Here is a 17,178-nt window from a genome sequence, read left to right on the forward strand (position 1 = left end):
GTGTTCGGCATGAAGTTACCTGTCCATGAACAATTCATTGAGCAGGCAATTCGGTACGTCAGCCAAGATCGACGATTCGCAGGTTTGCTGGCGGGCGGTTCCATGATGCGCGGAACGATGGACGAATTTAGCGATCTAGATCTAATCATCGTTTATCATCCTGAGTTTCGCAGCGAAGTCATGAGCCAACGCCTTCAAATCGCGGAAGGGATGGGCAACCTGCTTTCGGCGTTTACAGGCGAGCATGTCGGCGAACCCCGGCTGATCATTTGTTTGTATGGTCCAGTCCCGCTTCATGTCGATCTTAAATTCGTACAACCGGAGGAGCTCAGGTCCCGAATTGAAAATCCATTGATCCTTTGGGGACGAGGTTCCGATATTTCAACGATAATAAGCGAATCGACGCCATCATTCCCTTACCCCGATCCGCAATGGATGGAGGACCGCTTCTGGGTGTGGGTGCATTACGGCGCCGTAAAGTTAGGGAGAGGCGAGTGGTTTGAAGTCATCGATCTGATTACCTTTATGCGGAGCGCCGTATTGGGCCCGTTGGCACTCATCCGCTGCGGTCATCTCCCGCAAGGGGTCAGAAAGCTAGAAACATGCGCTGTCGAAGGACTAGAGGAACTTAAAGGAACGATCCCGGTCCATAGCTTCGAAAGCTGCTACCGCGCGCTAAAAAATACGATTCAGCTCTATCTGCGATTCCGCGATGTACGGAAGATCGTTCCGAAAACAGAGGCGGAACGCGTTTCTGTCGAGTACCTGGACGGCATATTCGCATCCCAAACGTTAGAGGGATAGATTCCGATAGGCGATTCGATCCCCCTTCCTCCCTACTTGCATCCGTCTAGGCAATCGTCCAAGCGAAATCGGGTCGGGCCGTGTAATATGTATGGTCTGAAGAAAGGAGGGGAAGTCAATGAGCGGAGTATGCGGTGGATTCACCTCGACTGGAGCGATTTTGGTTCTCTATATTCTTTTGGTCATTATCCTGTCGGCAGGTTACTTCGTCTAACCACAGCTGAAGAAGCCTACGAACAAGAGCCGCAGGGCTCTTGTTCGCGTAATCAGGGGTTATTTCGCAGCCGATGCGGCCGATTGTTTCGATCCGACGAGGAGAATGTACCCCAAGTGTTCGGCGGAATTCCCCATGATAGCATCGTAGGCGTTGGTGACCTCCCAGATGTCCACGTCGAATAGAGAGCCTGTATCGATTTGCTGGTATTCGTCCTTGTATAACTGCTTCTGTTCGATTCCTGTCGGGAACGGGAAAGGGCCGTCGATATGAAAAGGGCGAAACCCCGCATTCCGTGCTTCGACGGTCCAATCCTCGGGCTCCCAAAGCTTCGATATTCCATAAAATCGAGCGATCGCATCATGGGCTTCCGACGGCATGGAGCTTCGACGGATCATCTCTCTGTCGAATAATCGACCCCCTCCCCGCAAGACCCGATAATACTCTCGCAGGGCTTGGGGGGTGTCGGTGAAGATCGACACGGATTCGACGAGGACGACGTCGAACGATTCGTCGGGGAACGGAAGAGCCGTCGCGTCGCCTCTCCTAAATTCGACCGTAAGCTTTTCTTTCTCGGCCCGAGCTTTCGCCTTCGCGATCATATCCGGACGGATGTCGATTCCTGTGACTCGATGACCTTGCGCGGCAACGTAACAAGCCGTTCTCCCCGTGCCGCAACCGACCTCCAGCACCTTGGCATCGGGGGGGAGCGGATACGCTCTCAATTGCTTCACGGTTTCCGCGAAGCCTCCGGGATGGGCGTCGCCGATCCCTAACCTCGCCAACATCTCTAAGTACTCCATGGAGCACGCTCCTTCCTTTTGGGATCGATAACCCCAAGATCGCGTATATCGCGGGAGAAAGGATGGACCGGTACTGCGTATAAGACTATCGATAGATTCGGCCATCGTACGAATACATGGGCATCTTATGCGCCCGACCCCCGTTCGGTGTGCGCCGACATTATTATGGAGTGCCGATGCGAAACTTCGCGTTTGCGGGACGGTACGGTGACGAGGTTTCTGAACGAAGAGAACGTACGGTGCAGAGCGACGGACGATGATAGCTGGTGAACGCTACATATCGTATCCCGCCTTGTGGATGCCCCCCATCGAGCGACAACGCCGTGGATATGTTCCGGCGCCGGGAAGCGGCGAGACGCTAGTTCCTCAATAAGCCCGGCGGATGGTAGGGCGGGGGGATTTTCAGCCAGCCGTTCTTTCGCATGAGATTTTTGGCATGGGCGCCCAGCTTCGCCTGTTCGAAATGAAACTTCGCCCACATGGCTCCGATATCGTTGCGAATGCATTCGGTCATATTCCGCGAGCATTCCATAACGGTGACGAGCAATTTCGTCGATAACATATTCGCGATTTCGACGTCGGTCAATTTCGCGCCCATCGGGACCGCATTCGGATCCGACCGCGGCTTATCTTCCGGCAGAGACGGCAACGGAATCCCCTCGGCTTCCATGAACTTCTTCAATTCGTCCGACTGGGAGGTGCACATCTTGATGGCCTCGTCCAGGATCTCGAGGAGATCTTTTTCCGTCGTCATATTCCTTCCGATCTGCTCCAGAACCACAATTTCTTGGACGAACGCAAGATATTTCCACGCATCCATGACTTCCCCGACATGCATCAGGGGTTTGGGGTCGGGGTCGGAAAGCGTTTGGAAAATCCCTGTCACGGATTCTAATAGGTTCGTCATTCGATCGCCTCCACCTGTAATTTTTCCTAATAAAAGTAAATTCATCCATATAAAAAGAGGACGACCGAACGTGCCGGCCGACCTCTTTCGCTGTTCTATTCGTTGCCCAATAAGGCTTAGATTTCCGATTCGATGGGTTGTCCGAACGAATTATCAATTCACATTCTCGCGTTTCAATCGCATAAAACATGGCGACATGAGGGATTCTTCTCGAGTACCGACAAATTCCAGCATAAAGGAGTCGTCACCCATGGCGAGACCCGACAGTCGAACCGAGAACGTCGATAGACTGAACAAGAACACGAAAAACACGATCGAGAAGTTGAACGAAGCGCAGGAGTACTTACAGGAGCATGCGGACGAGCTGTCTCCGGGGGAAGCCTCGGCGATCCGCGCGAAGAACGAGCGTCGCCGCACGAACATCGAGGCGCTCGAAGGGGAAATCAAGGAAGAGCGGCGGGTAGAGAAGTAACGAGTCCGTCGGAAAATGAGGAAGGGGGGCGGCGCGCCCCCTTCTTTTTTTACGTTCGCTTCAGAACCAGTAAGCCCCCTCGCCGATGCGGGCTCGGAACGGCAAACCGGGCGAACCGCCCGAGGGAGACGGATGCTGCGCGTACGGCGCCAGCTTCATATAGTTCGGCCGCGTCGTCTGCGGCAGCAGGAACGCCGAACGGAGCGCCCCGGGCTTGCGATGCTCGTTCAGCTTCGCGACGATCGCGTCGGCGGAGCGGATGCCGATACCGTGCCCGTAGTAGGAATCGCCGCCCATGTAGATGACGTTCTCGCCCTGCCATTGCATCGTCGCCGGATCGACGTCCGGATTGTCGAAGTACAAGCAGTCGCCGGGCACGAATCGCGTGGAAGGAATCGTCGTGAGCCCGAGGTCTCGGTCGACGTTCCAATGGAACAGGAACGTATTCGCGAACAGCCGGTCGTACGCCGCGCCGCCGATCGTCTCGAGCGCCGCTTTATAAAAGACGATCACGATCGCCGTCGCGCATTCGAACCCGTACATCGGACCGTTCCGGTAAATATCGAGCAGCGCCTCCGACGGCTTCCGGTCGCTCCGCAGCCGGAAAGCGCCGTTCGGCTCCCGCCGCCAATAGTCCTCGTTGCAGCGCGAGTTCTCGAACGTCTCGAAGCCGACGCCGCTGACGTTCAGCGCCCGGGCGGCTTCGAGCGTCGCCTCGCGCATCCGCAGCTCGAAGTCGAGGTCTCGCACGCTCGGATACGCGCCGTTCGTCCGAGCCGCCAGGAGCGTCAGGAGCGCGAGCCGCGTCTCCGAGACGTCGGGCAACGAGCTGCCGTCGGATTGCAAGATATGAATCATATTTCACCTCATTCCGCGTAGTTACCCACATCTTATTCCGCAATGCGGGAGATGCGCCCCCTTTTCCCGCAAAACCCGGTATAATAGAGAGGAATTCGAAATCGCCGCATCGAAACATATCATGTAGAGAGACGTTAGGAGGAGAGAACATGACGAACGAAATTATTGCGCACCGGGGCTGGTCCGCCGAGGCGCCGGAAAATACGTTGGCCGCGTTCCGGAAGGCGCTCGACGCCCCGTACGTCGCCGGATTGGAGCTTGACGTACAGCTGTCGAAGGACGGCGTGCCGGTCGTCATCCACGACTTCACGCTGCAACGGACGACGAACGGAACCGGGTTCGTGAAGGACAAGACGCTGGCGGAGCTGAAGGCGCTCGACGCGGGGATATGGTTCGGCGAAGCGTTCCGAGGCGAGCCGATTCCGACGCTGGCGGAGGCGCTCGCGCTCGCGAAGGGGCGCGGGACGGTGAACATCGAGCTCAAGACGGCGGGTCATATGTATCCGGGCTTGGCGGAGGCCGCGGTGAAGGTCATCCGGGAAGCCGGGATGGAGAAGGATGTCTACTTCACGTCGTTCGATCATCTGGTCATGCTGGAGGCGAAGTCGATCGCCCCGGACATTCGGACGGGACTCCTTGTAGGCGGTCGACCGATCGCGATGAAATATCAGTTCGAGGCGACCGGCGCGGACGTACTGTCGATCGCGTACCCATACATTACGCCGGAGCTCGTGAAGGAGACGAAGGAGCTCGGCATCGGGCTGTTCGCCTGGACGATCGACGACGTCGAGCGAATTCGCGCCGTCGCGGCGCTCGATTCCTCTATCGCGATCTGCACGAACCGTCCGGATCGGGCGCGCGAAGCGCTCGGCGTCTAACGTTGCGGTCGAAGAACGGAAGGAGCACGAGGATTTGACGAAAATATTGCTGGCGGACGATGAACTCGCGCTTCGGTTTCTGATTACGGAGACGCTGGCCGAAGAAGGCTACGAAGTGAAAGAGGCGGAGGACGGGCGGGAAGCGATGCGTCTCCTGCAATCCGAATCGTTCGACGTCGTCATCTTGGATTACATGATGCCGGAGCGAACCGGCGTCGAAGTGTGCGAATGGCTGCGTCGAACCGACGGGGACAACCGCGATAAACCGGTCGTTCTCCTTACGGCGAAGGCTCAGCAGAAGGATAAAGATCAGGCGCTCGCCGCGGGCGCGACCGAATACATGATCAAGCCGTTCAGCCCGCTGCAGCTGCTCGAGCTCGTCGACCGTCTCGCGGGCGGGGCCCGGTAGCCGGTGGACTGGCTGAAGGGGAAAGACAAGCTCGGACGCCGCGCGAATCGGCGCATCTACGGACTGGTGCTCGCGCTGATCGCATGCGTCGTCGCGTTGGGGACGATCGCCGGCGGCGAGCTGCGGCGCACCGGGCGGGAGATCGAAGTCGGCTTCGGCGAGCAGCAGGCGCTCGAGGAGCTTCAGGTGCAATTCGACCGCGTCGTGATGAATGTGCGAGGGTATATCGCGTACGGCAATACCGGCTTCTTGCAGGACGTGGAGGTGGAGCGCGTTCGTTTCGAGAATCGGCTGGCGACGGCGGATTCCGATACGGCGGCGATGGAAGAAATCGCGACGCTCTGGCGGGAGTACGACGGCTTGATCGACGAGGCCGTCGGATATAAGGCCGAAGGCGACGCGGACGCGCTGTCGGCGTTGTCGCGCGAGCGGACGACGCCGGCGATCGATCGGATCAACGCCTTGATCGAGGAGCTCCTCTCCGAGAAGGAGAAGGAGCTCCGCGGCTTGATGGAGGAGAGCCGCCGGGTGTCCGAACGGTTGATCTGGGGCGTTCTGGTCTTCGCGGTGTTGATGTTCGGCTGGGTCGCCGTGTCGCTTCATCGCTTCTTCCAAGCCTCCGTCATTCAGCCGCTCTCCGTCCTTGGCCGATCCTTCGAGCGATTGAGCCGCGGCGTCTCCGCTCGTCTGCCGGACGATTACCGGGACGACGAGATCGGCGCGGTGTACCGCGGCTTCAACTTTATGACCGGCGAGCTCGAGCGTCGTCAAGACGAGTTGGAGCAGAGCAACGCGGAGCTTGCCGCGCAGCGGGACGAGCTGGAGGCCCAGAACGAAGAAATTATGGCGCAGCAGGAAGAGCAGGAGCGGACGCTGCGCAAGCTGACGGAGCGGGAGCGGGATCTGGAGCTGCTCACCCGGTACCAGGAGCGGCTTACGGGCTTCACGGAGATGGAGACGTTCCTTGAAGCGGGCGTCTCGGCCATGCTGAACGCGCTCGGGCTGGACGCGGCGCTCGTCGTGCATCGCCCGGCCGGGGGGAGCGATGCGCGGCTCTTGCATGCGGTCGGGTATCCGGCGACGCTCGCGGACCTGGAGAACGGGCAGGGCCGGTTGTACGGCCCCGCGGACCGCGTGTTCAGGGAGCGCACGATTCTGACGCTGCGCCGCCCGGTCACCGGGGACGAGCGGGGGCTGCATCGAGGCTACGAAGAAGCGGTCGATCATTACTGCCCGCTGCTCGACGACGAGCTCGCCCCGATCGGCTTCCTGCTTCTCACGGGATACGGAAGCAAGTCGGCCGAGCCTGCGTTCCTTCGCGTGATCGCCGGCGTCGCGAAGCAGTTTTCCATCGCGTTCCACGCGCAGCTGCTGAACGAGGATCGACGGCGCCAAGCGGCGGAGCTGGAGACGCTCAACGTCGAGCTGGAGCACGAACAGCAGCGTCTCCGCTCGCAGCGCGACCTCGTCCAGGGCATCGTCCAGTCGATCCACGAAGGCTTGATCATGTGCGATTACGGCATCGTTCGGTTCGCGAATCCGACGGCCGACGCGTTCTTCGGCATGGCGGCGGATCGCGGCGCCGGAGTCGCCCAGTTCTGCGAGCGGCTGGAGCGGGGCAGCGACGGCACGTTGACGGGCTTGTACCGGAAGCTGACGGCGCTGCAGGAGGGCGCGGCGGAAGAGCTCCACGCGCGCTTCTCGTACCGGCCGGCCGAAGACTCGGCTCTGCGGCATTACGAGCTGCATGCGAACGTCTTGGAGTCCGGCGCGTCGAACCGGCAGCTGCTGCTCGTCTTCCGCGACCGGACGGAGGAAGAGAAGGCGGACGAAGCGAAGAACGAGTTCGTGAGCATCGTCTCGCACGAGCTGCGAACGCCGTTGTCGAGCATTATGGGCTTCATGGAAATTTTGCTCCATCGCGAAGTGGCGAAGGAGAAGCAGCGGAAATACCTGGAGACGGTGTACAAGGAATCGCAGCGGTTATCCCACTTGATCGGGGACTTCCTGGATTTGCAGCGCATGGAGTCCGGGAAGCAGACGTATCACCTGACGCCGATCGCGGTGGAGCCTTGGCTTCGAGAGCTGGTCGAAGGGTGGAAGGGGCAATGGCCGCACCGGATCGAGCTGCGGCTCGAGACGGATGCGCCATACGTCGTCGGCGACGCCGACCGGCTGACGCAAGTGATGCACAATCTGATCAGCAACGCGATGAAATATTCGCCGGGGCAAGATCGGATCGTCGTGCGGGTACGAACCGAGGGGGAACGGTGCGTCATCGACGTGACCGACTTCGGTCTCGGCATTCCGGAGGAAGCGAAGCCGAAGCTGTTCACGAAGTTTTACCGGGTCGACAATTCGGATCGACGGCAGATCGGCGGCACGGGTCTCGGCTTGTCGGTCGTGAAGGAAATCGTAGAGGCGCACGAGGGAGCGATGAGCTTCGACTCGGAGCTGGGGGCGGGCAGCACGTTCACGGTGTCGCTGCCGCTGTACGAGGTGCCGTCCGTGGAGGGCCGCGTCGTCGTCGTCGAGGACGACACGAACGCGTCGGGCCTCATCGCCGTCGCGTTCGAGAAGCTGGGCTTGTCGATTCGGCCGTTCGCGACCGCGGAGGCGGCGGCGCTCGCGCTTCGGCGTTCGGACGCCGAAGCGCGTCCGGCGCTGTGCATCGTCGACGTGCAGCTCGGCGGCCGGCAATCGGGCTGGGACTTCCTCGCGGAGATCCGGGAGACGCCGGCGGCGCAGGACGTCCCGATCGTCTTGACGACGGTGCTCGATCCGCCGCAAGGCTTCCACGAGACGCCGAGGATGCGCTACTTGCGCAAGCCGTTCACGGTGGAGCGGCTGCTGCAGGTCGCGAAGCAGGCGCTCGACGGAGAGCCGCTGTGAGCGGGCTAGCCCCTACCCTGCGAACCATTCGCCGCGGGCGATGAGGAAGCAGCGGCCGCCGACGACGATGTCATAGTCGTCGGCGCTCTTCCTGGTTCCGCGCAGCGACAGGAGAGACGGGCGACCGACGGCATACCCTTGCTCGGCTCGGAGCTCGAACGCGTCACCGTATAGGCCGTGGCGCAGCAAGTACCCGATCAGCGCGCCGTTCGCGCTCCCGGTCGCCGGGTCCTCCGGGATGCCGAGCGATTCCACGAATACGCGGACATGCAAGTCGCGTCCGGGCTCGACGGCATCTCTTGCGAACGCTAGGATGGCCTTCGACTCGATCGCTTGCGCGAGTTCGAGCTGCTTGTCCCGGTTCGGGCGAGCGGAGCGGAGCGCGTTCAGCGAACGAAGCGGCACGATGAGAGACGAGAGTCCCGTAGATACTTCTTGCACAGGCAGCGAATCTTCGATATCGCCGGCGTCCACGCCCAGGACGTCGGCGATTCGCGTATGGGGGACTTCCGCGCCGAACGTCGGCCGAAGCTGGCGCATCCAGAGCCGGCTCGGCGCTTCGGAGGCGCCGTCGTCGTACTCGAGCGCGACGTCGATCGGGCCGACGCCGAGCCGCAGCGTCAGCGCGTCGATCGGCTCGCGACTGCGAATGCGCTGCAGGACGTACGCCGTCCCAAGGGTCGGATGTCCGGCGAACGGCAGCTCCGACTCGGGCGTGAAGATGCGGACGTGGTACGAGCCGTCGGCCTCGGGGGCGTTCGCGACGAAGGTCGTCTCGGAGAAGTTGACTTCCTTCGCGATGCGCTGCATCTCTTCGGAAGTCAGATCGTCCGCGTCGAGGAAGACGGCGAGTTGGTTTCCGGCGTATTTCGATTCGGCGAATACGTCGACGATATAATACGGTACGGTGAACGGCATGGCGAAGACCCCTTTTTCCCGATGGAGTTGGATAGGATTGGCAGCGTGTGATCGCATTATAACCTAGTCATCGTGTACAATGGAACAAAGGAGCGTGGAAACGATGAACAGACGGTTTTTCACTCCGCGTGAAGCGAACGAGCTTCTCCCCTTTATTCGCGAAGACATCGTACGCTTACAGAAGACGAAGCGCGAGTTCGTGGAGATCGCATTGAAGCTGCGCGAGATGCGCATTACCCATGAGCAGGCTTCGAAGGAGCCGCCGGAAGACGACTTGTTTCAGATGGAAGCGAGCATGGAGTTTTTGCAGATGGAGGCGAAGACGTTGTCCGACAGCATTCGGCTCAAGGGCGCCGAGCTGAAGGACGTGGATCACGGTCTGGTCGACTTCCCCGCTAGGATCAATGGAGAAGAGGTATTGCTTTGTTGGAAACAAGGAGAGGAACGCATCGAATTTTATCACGGACGGGACGACGGCTTTCGCGGGCGACGTCCGATTCCCGAAGGCTTGGAATAGACGGAATCGGCGGCGGTCGAGGCGAAGGCTGGTTTCGCCGGATCTGGTTCGCGGCGCTTATATGGATCGTAGTCGCCTTCGCGTTGGGCGGAGGCGGGGGAACGGCTTACGCGCACACGTCGTTGTCCGGCTCCGCGCCGGCGGACGGCGAAACGCTGGAGACGCCGCCGGAGATGCTGCATCTGACGTTCAGCGGCAAGCTGGAGTCGACGGCTGCGCTGCATTCGGTCACGCTGACCGGGCCGGAAGGGGCGGGGGTTCCGCTGGAGCCTCCGGCGCTGGACGGCAGCGGGAAGTCGCTGATGGCGGCGCTGCCGCCGCTCTCGAACGGAACGTACGACGTTGCGTTCCGGGTCATCTCGGCGGACGGGCATCCGATCGAGGGCGGGTTCGCGTTCGAGGTCGCGGCGCCCGAGCCCGTGCAGGAACCGACGCCGGCGCCCGAGGCGCAGGAGCCTGAGGCGCCGGTCGAACCGCCTGCGCCGGACGGCGGCGCGGAGGAGCCTGCGGCCGAGCCGGGGACGGCGCCGGACGAGGCGGACGAGCCGGGGACGGCGCCGGACGAGGCGGACGAGCATGCGGGGCACGATTCGCACGGCGAGACGAAGGTCTCGTCTTCCGCCGGCGCGGGCACCGCGTTCGCGGCCCTCCTGAACGCCAGCCGCGTCGCGTATTACGCCTCGCTGCTGCCATTGCTCGGGTGGGCGCTGTGGAGCGCGCTGCGGCCGCAGGTCGGAGCGGACCGGCTCGCGTACTGGCGGCGTATCGGGATGCGATTGCAGGCGCTGCATCTCGCGTTGTTCGTCGTTCACGTCGCCGTGCAATGGGCGGAGCTGTCCGGCGGCAATGCATCGGCGTCCTTCCTGGACACGCTGCGCTCGACCGGAACCGGCCAATCGTGGCTGTTCACCGGCCTGCTGTCGCTGGCGGGCTTCCCGCTCTTGTTCCGCAGTCGCGCGGTGGACGGCTTGTGGCCGCTCCTCATGATCGCGGCGAAGACGCTGCGCGGCCACGCGAGCGCGTTCGAGCCGATCGCCTTGGCGCGGCTGATGGACGCCGCGCACCTCGTCGCCGCGGCGATCTGGATCGGCGGGCTGCTCGCGCTCGTCCTGCTGCTGCGGAAGTTCCCGGACGGCTTCCGGGCGTTCGCGCCGTCGTTCTCGACCGCGGCGCTCGCGTCCTACGCCGTGCTCGTCGCCACGGGCGTCGTCGCCGCCCTCCTGTATACGGAGTCGCTGGCGGACATCGTGCGGACGACGTGGGGATGGCTTCTGATCGGTAAGGCGGCGCTCGCCGTCGCGGTGCTGCCGGTGGCGGCGCTGCTGCGGAAGCGGCTGCTCGAAGCGGACGGCCGCCCCGACGCGTTCCGCGCGTGGCTTCGCGCCGACGTCGCTTTGCTGCTCGGCATCGTCGTCGTTACCGGCATCATGACGCACCAGAGCCCGATCGTCGAGCGCGTGGTATTCCACTGGCACGTCATGGGGACGGAGGCGCATCTGACCGCGGACATCGCCGATCTGCGCGAAGGGACGAACGCGCTCTCGCTGAAGGTATGGGTGCCCGAGGACGAAGCGGAGCCCGCCGTCACCGTCGTCGCCGTCGTCCCGGGCGAGCCGGACCGTATGGCTTCGCTGACGGCGAAGGAGCTGCCGAAGGAGGAGTGGGAGAGCTTCTCCGGCTTCGAGGATTATACGTTCGTCGGCAAGCTCGACGTCGCCGATCCGGCTTCGGCCGAGCTGCGCGTGCGCATTCAGCGCAGCAACGGCGAGACGATCGACTACGCGAAGAAGCTGATCGACCCGTAAGGGCGATCAGCTTCTTTTTTTCAATATCGGAAGGGAAAACCTCCCGTTTATTTTCGAGTGGCGCTTCGGATTCGGCCCATGGACCGGAAAAGCTCCGTTATAAGCGGCCGTTCGGCGTCCGAAAAGCGAATTTATTCGGAATAAGACGGAGGTTTTCCCGTTCGGCGGTCGCGATTGGCCCCGCCGAACGGATAGACGAGAGGAAATCCCGTCCAAGGCAGCCCTCTACACCGTACCGACGGCGTCCCGCCACGCCTGCGGATGCTTGTCGCTCGCGTACCGCGCCGCGGCGGCGTTCGCGTCGACTTGCTCCGGCGTCTTGCAGCCCGGAATGACGCAGGTGACCGCGTCGTGGCGGAGACACCAAGCGAGCGCCCACTGCGCCATGTCCATGCCGGCGGGTACCTCGTTCGCCGCGATGCGCTCGACCTCTTCGAGCTTCGCCCGGCGCTGCTCGGCGTCGTGGCGGCTGCGCACGTCGGTCGCGACGAAGGCCGCGTCCGGCTTGTACTTGCCGCTCAAGTACCCGCTTGCGAGCGGCACGCGCGCAAGCACGCCCAGATCCTGCTCCGCGCAGGACGGGAAGACGCGGCTTTCCGGCGCCCGGTCGAGCCGGTTGTAGACGACCTGGATCGCCGAGGCTCCGACCTTTGTCGCCGCCGCCGTCTGATGCAAGTTGTCGTTGCTGCCGATCGAGACGCCGAGATGGCGGATCTTGCCCGCCTGCACCTCTTTATCGAGCATCGTCCACAAGTCGTCGTTGTCGAACGCCTCGTCCGAGCCCGAGTGGAATTGATATAAGTCTATGTAATCCGTCTGCAAGGCGCGCAGCGAATCCTCCAGCTGCTTCCTCACGTCCGCCGCCGACCAGAGCTGATCGCGCTCGAACAAGCCGTTGAAGTGGTGGCCGAACTTCGTCGCCAGCACCCAATCCTCGCGCCGGTCGTTCTTCAAGAAGCCGCCGATGAGCCGCTCCGACAGATGATCGCCGTAGCACTCCGCCGTATCGATCAGGTTGATCCCTTGCTCCTTGGAGCGGCGGAGCACGGCGTCCGCCTCCGCTTGCGTATACGTAAGGCCCCATTCGCCCCCGAACTGCCACGTCCCGACGCCGATGACCGACACCTTCAGATCCGTTCGTCCCAATCTCCGGTATTTCATGCGAAACTCCTCCTTTAATCGGTTCTGCCTCCAGTTTACCAGATGTTGGCGTTCGTCCACTAATGCGCCGTACCCCCTTGAAATCCGCTTCGAAACATACTATAATTACTTTCACTGCGGGTGTAGTTCAATGGTAGAACTCCAGCTTCCCAAGCTGGTAGCGTGGGTTCGATTCCCATCACCCGCTCCATACATGAAATGTTCAGAAGCCTTGATATATACAAGGCTTCTTTTTTTGTACGGAAAAAGCCCGGCACGCGAAGAAAGCGCCGGGACGAGAAATCTTTGAGCCGAAATGGTCCAAAGCACAGATTCTGCTTGTAAGCCGGGTTAGTGAATATTCAACTCGTAATCGGGATTATAACGGAACTTGAAATACAATGACATAAAACACCACCCAAAGTACGCTTAAACCGTATGCGAGGATCGGTTTCTTGTGGTGAAGGTATAACATAGGGAACATAAAAAGCAAAAAGAAAACGGACCACCCGAAGTTCCAACCGTTATCGTAAACGATTCTTCCGGTTTGATGTCCTATCCATTCGACGCCGGCATAGAGGAATACCCATTTAAGCAAATGAACGATCTGGCGTTGTCGTTCATTCGGATAATTGGATAAAAAGAGAACGACCGTAGGCGGATAGACGATAAATAAATAAAGAAGGTCTACCCCTTTTTGCGACAATAGAACATCAGGGACCAACTTCCAGAGGCGATGGTCGCTCGTTAAGTAAAAATACAAGAGATTACATAACGGCATATACAAAATCGTGGGAAGGTACTTTCTCCAATTCGCCCAATTTCCCCAAAGCATCGAAGCGAAAGTCACCCAAACGGCGACAATGACATGCATCCGGCTGCCACCTATCTCATTTTTCCATTATTATTGTCCTTTTCGCTATCGATAAATACAGAAAGGCGCGCCGATCATGGAGGAGCTGCTCTGCACATTCGGACGGTTATCCCGGCGCATTGCCCGTTTTCCTCGATTTATCCCGGATTACGGCGCGAACTCGAACTTTACTTACCCGTTTCCGAGGCGTATGATTCATTCCATGGAAAGCGAATACCAATAGATCGCTGAGTTTCCGATATGGAAAACGGGGGACCCGCCGCAAGCCGCGCTTCATGCCGAACCGGTTTGCAAGGGGTGAATCGCGGATCGGAGCAATCGAACGCTGCTTCGAACCATCCGCGTAGGGCGACTCTTACCGCCCGAATCCGACAGCTAACCTCGTAAGCGTGGAGAAGAGGATGTGATCTTGTGATCTGCTTAGACCACGGGGGCGCAAGCCTCCGTGGTTTTTTGTTGTCATTTTCACGGATTCGGCGGTTTAGTTAAGCGCTGTAAGGTAAATAGTAGGGGAAACGGAGGGGACCAGAGGATGAAAAAACAGTTTATCGTCATTGGCCTTGGGCGCTTCGGAGGGACCGTCGCGAGAACGTTGATTTCTCTAGGGTACGAAGTGATGGCGATCGACCGGGATATTCGAAAAGTACAGGACTTTTCGAGCATCATAACTCATGTTTTTCAAGCCGATTCGACGGACGAAAAGGTTCTAAAGGAGCTGGGCGTTTCGAATATGGACCACGCGATCGTGGCGATCGGAGACGATCTCCAAGCGAGCATTCTTACTTCGCTCATCTTGAAGGATATGGGGATCAAGAAAGTCACGGCCAAGGCGACGAGCGAATACCATCGACGCGTGCTCGAGCGGATCGGCGCGGATCATATCATTCAGCCGGAGCGGGACACGGGCATCCGGGTGGCCCATCAAATCACGTCGAATAACACGGTCGATTATTTGGAATTATCTCCGGATTTCAGTCTCGTCGAGGTGTTGGCGCCGAAAGCGATGTACGATAAATCGCTCAAAGCGATCAATATCCGGGCGAAATACGGTTGTAACGTGGTGGCCATTAAGAGAAAGGACAACTCCATGATCGTGTCTCCTCTTGCGGACGACAAGATTCAAGAAGGAGACGTTCTCGTCATGATCGGATCCAACCAAGATATCACTCGTTTCGAAAAAGGGATCGCGGAATAGAGGTGAACTCGTGCTGAGATCTAATGTGAAGCGTTCCATCGAGATCAGTCCGCAGCAATGGATGGTCTTCGGTTTCGCCGCCATTATTTTGCTTGGGACGATGCTGTTGTCGCTGCCGATATCCTCGACGTCGGGCGAATCCCTCGGGCTGCTCGATTCTTTTTTTATGGCGACCTCCGCGGTTTGCGTGACGGGTCTCGCGGTGTTCGATCCGGGTCAGCAGCTTACGATGTTCGGTGAAATCGTACTGCTCGTTTTGGTCCAGCTCGGCGGTCTCGGATTTATGACCTTCGGCGTCATTATCGCCGTGCTGCTGGGCAAGCGGCTCGGGCTGAAGGAACGGACGCTCATTCAGACGTCGACGAATTCCAACTCGATCCAAGGACTCGTTCGTTTATCGCTTAGCATTTTCTTTATCGCTCTAATCGTCGAATTGGCGGGAAGCGTCATCCTCACCCTTCGTTGGGCGCCGGATATGGGGGTAGGGATAGCGGCGTACTACGCCGTCTTTCATTCCGTATCGGCGTTTAACAACGCGGGGTTCTCCCTCTGGCCCGACGGGTTGAATCGATTCGTCGGAGACCCGGTCGTGAACGTCGTCATCACTTTTTTGTTTATGATCGGGGGCATCGGGTTCACGGTGCTGCTCGATCTGTTCCGGAAGCGGAAATGGGACGCATTGTCTTTACATTCGAAAATCGTACTGCTTTCAAGCGGGTGTCTTCTGATCGGCGGGTTTGTCGTCGTGTTTCTGCTCGAACTGTTGAACCCCACGGCTTATGAAACCTTCACTTGGTCGGAGCGAGTCTGGGCCGCTTATTTCCAAAGCGTTACGCCGAGAACGGCGGGATTTAACACGATGTTTACCTCCGAATTAATGACGGCGACTCAATTTTTTATCATTTTCCTCATGTTCATCGGAGCTTCCTCGGGTTCGACCGGCGGCGGCATCAAAACCAATACGTTCGTGGTCTTATTGCTTGCGGTGTTCAGCAGTATCCGGGGCAGGGAGCAGGTTCGGATTTTTAACCGTAACATCGCGTATGAGATCGTATTGCGGGCCTTGTCCGTCATTATCATCTCGCTCGGGGTTGTGATGTTGGTAGCCTTCCTGCTCACCATTACGGAGCGGAATCAGGATTTTATCGCCATCTTGTTCGAGACGACCTCCGCGTTCAGCACCGTCGGTCTCTCCCTCGGGATTACGTTCGACTTATCGCCGGCGGGAAAGCTGCTCCTGAGCGTAACGATGTTCGTAGGTCGGCTAGGACCGCTGACGCTTGCTTATGCTTTAGCCAAGCGGAGAAGAGAATCGACGATCGGGTATCCGGAAGAGAAGGTATTGATCGGTTAAGTCTCGCACGCGATCCCGTCCCGGTCGCGGTCCAGCTTCGCGCTGTACCCTGGGTCTCCCTCGTAGAGCGGCGCTTTCCCGGCGGCTCGCACCGCGGCGCAATTCGCGTAGGAAACTGACGACGACGAGGGTTCCGCCTCCTCCGATCGAAGCGCCTCTCGCTCCGCCGTATAATCGCCGAACGTCAGCGCGGGCTTCGCCACCACGAATCGGACGCGCGTGCCGTCGGGGTAATCTTGCAGTCGATGGCCGACCCACGCGCCGGCGCCGCGGTTGTCGCTCGAGTCGATGTAGGCGACGTTCGCGCCCTCGCCGCCTTCCGCGCACATGGCCATCGGCCACTCGTCGCGGTCGTACCCGGATTGCGGTTCGATGCCGGCGAGCGATCGCTTGCGGTTGTCGTCGGCTCCGTCGCGGTCGATCGTGCATACGTCCGAGGCGCCGCCGAGCTCGATCGCATCGTAGATGTGCAAGGCCGTCTCCGGATACGCGTCGCTCGGGAAGACGAGCTCGACGTCGTACCCGGGGGCGGCGGCATCCGCGGCAGGCGCCGGCACCGCCGCCGGAGTTTCCGCCGTCAAGGAGCAGCCGCCGACGAACAGAAGGACGGACGCGAATGCGAAGAGCCATCGTAGATGTCGAATCATGAGTCGAACGCCTCCGAAACGAAATAAATTTTCCAATAGAATTCTATTTTACTACGAAAACGAACGTGCTTCGAATATTGTTTTGTAAACAAATAACAAATCCCCGTCGGCGGCCGCCGCGGGGATTATGTATGTTACCGCTACATTCTAATGCTTAGAACCGTGCGCCGCGAGCCAACGTCTCTTCGGCGATCTGTACCATGCGGCGTACCATGTGTCCGCCGATCGCGCCCGTGTCGCGAGTCGCCATGTAACCGTAGTAGCCGTCTTGCGGAATTTGCACGCCAAGCTCTTGAGCGACTTCGTACTTCAGCTGCTCCATCGCTTGGTTCGCTTGAGGAACGATCAAATTGTTGGAGCTTTGCGATCCTTTACCCATTGATGTCACCTCCCTCTGGTTGTACCCATAATATTTGCGTTTTTTTATTTTCTATTCATTTACAAATCCCCTCCACTTTCCACTCCAAACCAATTGCCGATCCTTGTACAAT

18 protein-coding genes, 1 tRNA gene, 1 pseudogene and 1 riboswitch are annotated in these 17,178 nt (G+C 59.6%); of the genes and pseudogenes, 11 read left to right on the forward strand and 9 right to left on the reverse strand.

What is annotated here, in order from left to right:
• Positions 1-9: 9 nt before the first annotated feature.
• Both FE782_RS15040 and FE782_RS32895 read left to right on the forward strand, forming a co-directional pair.
• Complete coding sequence (locus FE782_RS15040; RefSeq protein WP_138195036.1) at positions 10-804, forward strand: nucleotidyltransferase domain-containing protein; 795 nt, start codon at positions 10-12, stop codon at positions 802-804.
• 118 nt (positions 805-922) lie between these two features.
• Positions 923-1,018, forward strand: a complete 96-nt coding sequence (locus tag FE782_RS32895; RefSeq protein ID WP_138195037.1) for a sporulation protein YjcZ — start codon at positions 923-925, stop codon at positions 1,016-1,018.
• A 59-nt stretch (positions 1,019-1,077) separates the two neighbouring features.
• Here the strand turns inward: FE782_RS32895 and FE782_RS15050 are convergent, their stop codons facing one another.
• Both FE782_RS15050 and FE782_RS15055 read right to left on the reverse strand, forming a co-directional pair.
• On the reverse strand, positions 1,078-1,821 hold the full coding sequence (locus FE782_RS15050) for a class I SAM-dependent methyltransferase (RefSeq protein WP_158299405.1): 744 nt from the start codon (positions 1,819-1,821) through the stop codon (positions 1,078-1,080).
• Between the two features lie 358 nt (positions 1,822-2,179).
• Positions 2,180-2,728, reverse strand: a complete 549-nt coding sequence (locus tag FE782_RS15055) for a DUF3231 family protein (protein WP_158299406.1) — start codon at positions 2,726-2,728, stop codon at positions 2,180-2,182.
• Between the two features lie 250 nt (positions 2,729-2,978).
• Here FE782_RS15055 and FE782_RS15060 point away from each other — a divergent pair, with 250 nt between their 5' ends.
• The gene (locus tag FE782_RS15060) at positions 2,979-3,200 is read left to right on the forward strand and encodes a small acid-soluble spore protein Tlp (protein ID WP_138195040.1); all 222 of its coding nucleotides are present in this window, start codon (positions 2,979-2,981) and stop codon (positions 3,198-3,200) included.
• A 60-nt stretch (positions 3,201-3,260) separates the two neighbouring features.
• Here FE782_RS15060 and tgl read toward each other — a convergent pair whose 3' ends face one another.
• Positions 3,261-4,058 carry a spore coat transglutaminase TGL gene (tgl, locus tag FE782_RS15065; protein WP_138195041.1) on the reverse strand — a complete coding sequence of 266 codons (798 nt, stop codon included), beginning with the start codon at positions 4,056-4,058 and terminating at the stop codon, positions 3,261-3,263.
• A gap of 149 nt (positions 4,059-4,207) precedes the next feature.
• Here tgl and FE782_RS15070 point away from each other — a divergent pair, with 149 nt between their 5' ends.
• The 3 genes from FE782_RS15070 to FE782_RS15080 are packed head-to-tail and all read left to right on the forward strand — an operon-like array spanning position 4,208 to position 8,237.
• The gene (locus FE782_RS15070) at positions 4,208-4,936 is read left to right on the forward strand and encodes a glycerophosphodiester phosphodiesterase (protein ID WP_138195042.1); all 729 of its coding nucleotides are present in this window, start codon (positions 4,208-4,210) and stop codon (positions 4,934-4,936) included.
• 34 nt (positions 4,937-4,970) lie between these two features.
• Positions 4,971-5,345, forward strand: coding sequence for a response regulator transcription factor (locus FE782_RS15075; RefSeq protein ID WP_138195043.1), 375 nt, complete (start codon positions 4,971-4,973; stop codon positions 5,343-5,345).
• A gap of 3 nt (positions 5,346-5,348) precedes the next feature.
• Positions 5,349-8,237 carry an ATP-binding protein gene (locus tag FE782_RS15080; protein ID WP_138195044.1) on the forward strand — a complete coding sequence of 963 codons (2,889 nt, stop codon included), beginning with the start codon at positions 5,349-5,351 and terminating at the stop codon, positions 8,235-8,237.
• Positions 8,238-8,249: 12 nt separating this feature from the next.
• Here FE782_RS15080 and FE782_RS15085 read toward each other — a convergent pair whose 3' ends face one another.
• Complete coding sequence (locus FE782_RS15085; RefSeq protein WP_138195045.1) at positions 8,250-9,155, reverse strand: PhzF family phenazine biosynthesis protein; 906 nt, start codon at positions 9,153-9,155, stop codon at positions 8,250-8,252.
• 103 nt (positions 9,156-9,258) lie between these two features.
• Here FE782_RS15085 and FE782_RS15090 point away from each other — a divergent pair, with 103 nt between their 5' ends.
• Positions 9,259-9,672 carry a DUF2203 domain-containing protein gene (locus tag FE782_RS15090; protein WP_138195046.1) on the forward strand — a complete coding sequence of 138 codons (414 nt, stop codon included), beginning with the start codon at positions 9,259-9,261 and terminating at the stop codon, positions 9,670-9,672.
• Entirely contained in the window at positions 9,582-11,477 is a 1,896-nt protein-coding gene (locus tag FE782_RS15095) for a copper resistance CopC/CopD family protein (RefSeq protein ID WP_138195047.1), read from the forward strand. The genes FE782_RS15090 and FE782_RS15095 overlap by 91 nt, the downstream gene beginning before the upstream one ends.
• Positions 11,478-11,702: 225 nt before the next feature.
• Here FE782_RS15095 and FE782_RS15100 read toward each other — a convergent pair whose 3' ends face one another.
• Positions 11,703-12,638, reverse strand: a complete 936-nt coding sequence (locus tag FE782_RS15100) for an aldo/keto reductase (protein ID WP_138195048.1) — start codon at positions 12,636-12,638, stop codon at positions 11,703-11,705.
• Positions 12,639-12,754: 116 nt separating this feature from the next.
• Between FE782_RS15100 and FE782_RS15105 the strand changes: the two genes are divergently transcribed.
• Positions 12,755-12,828 (forward strand) — tRNA-Gly (locus tag FE782_RS15105).
• A 168-nt stretch (positions 12,829-12,996) separates the two neighbouring features.
• On the opposite strand, the gene FE782_RS15110 is transcribed toward FE782_RS15105, so the two are convergent.
• Positions 12,997-13,491 carry a CBO0543 family protein gene (locus FE782_RS15110; RefSeq protein ID WP_138195049.1) on the reverse strand — a complete coding sequence of 165 codons (495 nt, stop codon included), beginning with the start codon at positions 13,489-13,491 and terminating at the stop codon, positions 12,997-12,999.
• Positions 13,492-13,706: 215 nt separating this feature from the next.
• Positions 13,707-13,896: riboswitch (cyclic di-AMP (ydaO/yuaA leader) on the forward strand.
• Between the two features lie 127 nt (positions 13,897-14,023).
• Between FE782_RS15110 and FE782_RS15115 the strand changes: the two genes are divergently transcribed.
• Together FE782_RS15115 and FE782_RS15120 are read left to right on the forward strand one after the other, a co-directional pair.
• Entirely contained in the window at positions 14,024-14,686 is a 663-nt protein-coding gene (locus FE782_RS15115) for a potassium channel family protein (RefSeq protein ID WP_138195050.1), read from the forward strand.
• Positions 14,687-14,696: 10 nt separating this feature from the next.
• Positions 14,697-16,040 (forward strand): TrkH family potassium uptake protein, encoded by a 1,344-nt coding sequence (locus FE782_RS15120; RefSeq protein ID WP_238392500.1) that lies wholly within the window; start codon positions 14,697-14,699, stop codon positions 16,038-16,040.
• Here the strand turns inward: FE782_RS15120 and FE782_RS32900 are convergent.
• The 3 genes and pseudogenes from FE782_RS32900 to FE782_RS15130 form a co-directional block, all read right to left on the reverse strand.
• On the reverse strand, positions 16,037-16,246 hold the full coding sequence (locus tag FE782_RS32900) for an excalibur calcium-binding domain-containing protein (protein WP_238392506.1): 210 nt from the start codon (positions 16,244-16,246) through the stop codon (positions 16,037-16,039). The two genes, FE782_RS15120 and FE782_RS32900, sit on opposite strands and share 4 nt — an antisense overlap.
• Positions 16,241-16,687 (reverse strand): annotated as a pseudogene (locus FE782_RS32905) (hypothetical protein); the annotation flags it as partial. The pseudogene FE782_RS32905 and the gene FE782_RS32900, both read right to left, overlap by 6 nt.
• 154 nt (positions 16,688-16,841) lie before the next feature.
• Positions 16,842-17,066, reverse strand: coding sequence for an alpha/beta-type small acid-soluble spore protein (locus FE782_RS15130; protein ID WP_138195052.1), 225 nt, complete (start codon positions 17,064-17,066; stop codon positions 16,842-16,844).
• Positions 17,067-17,178 lie beyond the last annotated feature (112 nt).

It is taken from the genome of Paenibacillus antri, from assembly GCF_005765165.1.
Classification (GTDB): Bacteria; Bacillota; Bacilli; order Paenibacillales; family YIM-B00363; genus Paenibacillus_AE; species Paenibacillus_AE antri.

What these genes read in the sequence shown, in the direction of transcription:
- FE782_RS15100 (WP_138195048.1), bottom strand. Translation starts at nt 12,638, where the DNA reads ATGAAATACCGGAGATTGGGACGAACGGATCTGAAGGTGTCGGTCATC.
- FE782_RS15060 (WP_138195040.1), top strand. Translation starts at nt 2,979, where the DNA reads ATGGCGAGACCCGACAGTCGAACCGAGAACGTCGATAGACTGAACAAG.
- FE782_RS15050 (WP_158299405.1), bottom strand. Translation starts at nt 1,821, where the DNA reads ATGGAGTACTTAGAGATGTTGGCGAGGTTAGGGATCGGCGACGCCCAT.
- FE782_RS15085 (WP_138195045.1), bottom strand. Translation starts at nt 9,155, where the DNA reads ATGCCGTTCACCGTACCGTATTATATCGTCGACGTATTCGCCGAATCG.
- FE782_RS15040 (WP_138195036.1), top strand. Translation starts at nt 10, where the DNA reads ATGAAGTTACCTGTCCATGAACAATTCATTGAGCAGGCAATTCGGTAC.
- FE782_RS15115 (WP_138195050.1), top strand. Translation starts at nt 14,024, where the DNA reads ATGAAAAAACAGTTTATCGTCATTGGCCTTGGGCGCTTCGGAGGGACC.
- FE782_RS32895 (WP_138195037.1), top strand. Translation starts at nt 923, where the DNA reads ATGAGCGGAGTATGCGGTGGATTCACCTCGACTGGAGCGATTTTGGTT.
- FE782_RS15110 (WP_138195049.1), bottom strand. Translation starts at nt 13,491, where the DNA reads ATGCATGTCATTGTCGCCGTTTGGGTGACTTTCGCTTCGATGCTTTGG.
- FE782_RS15090 (WP_138195046.1), top strand. Translation starts at nt 9,259, where the DNA reads ATGAACAGACGGTTTTTCACTCCGCGTGAAGCGAACGAGCTTCTCCCC.
- FE782_RS15130 (WP_138195052.1), bottom strand. Translation starts at nt 17,066, where the DNA reads ATGGGTAAAGGATCGCAAAGCTCCAACAATTTGATCGTTCCTCAAGCG.
- FE782_RS15070 (WP_138195042.1), top strand. Translation starts at nt 4,208, where the DNA reads ATGACGAACGAAATTATTGCGCACCGGGGCTGGTCCGCCGAGGCGCCG.
- FE782_RS15055 (WP_158299406.1), bottom strand. Translation starts at nt 2,728, where the DNA reads ATGACGAACCTATTAGAATCCGTGACAGGGATTTTCCAAACGCTTTCC.
- tgl (WP_138195041.1), bottom strand. Translation starts at nt 4,058, where the DNA reads ATGATTCATATCTTGCAATCCGACGGCAGCTCGTTGCCCGACGTCTCG.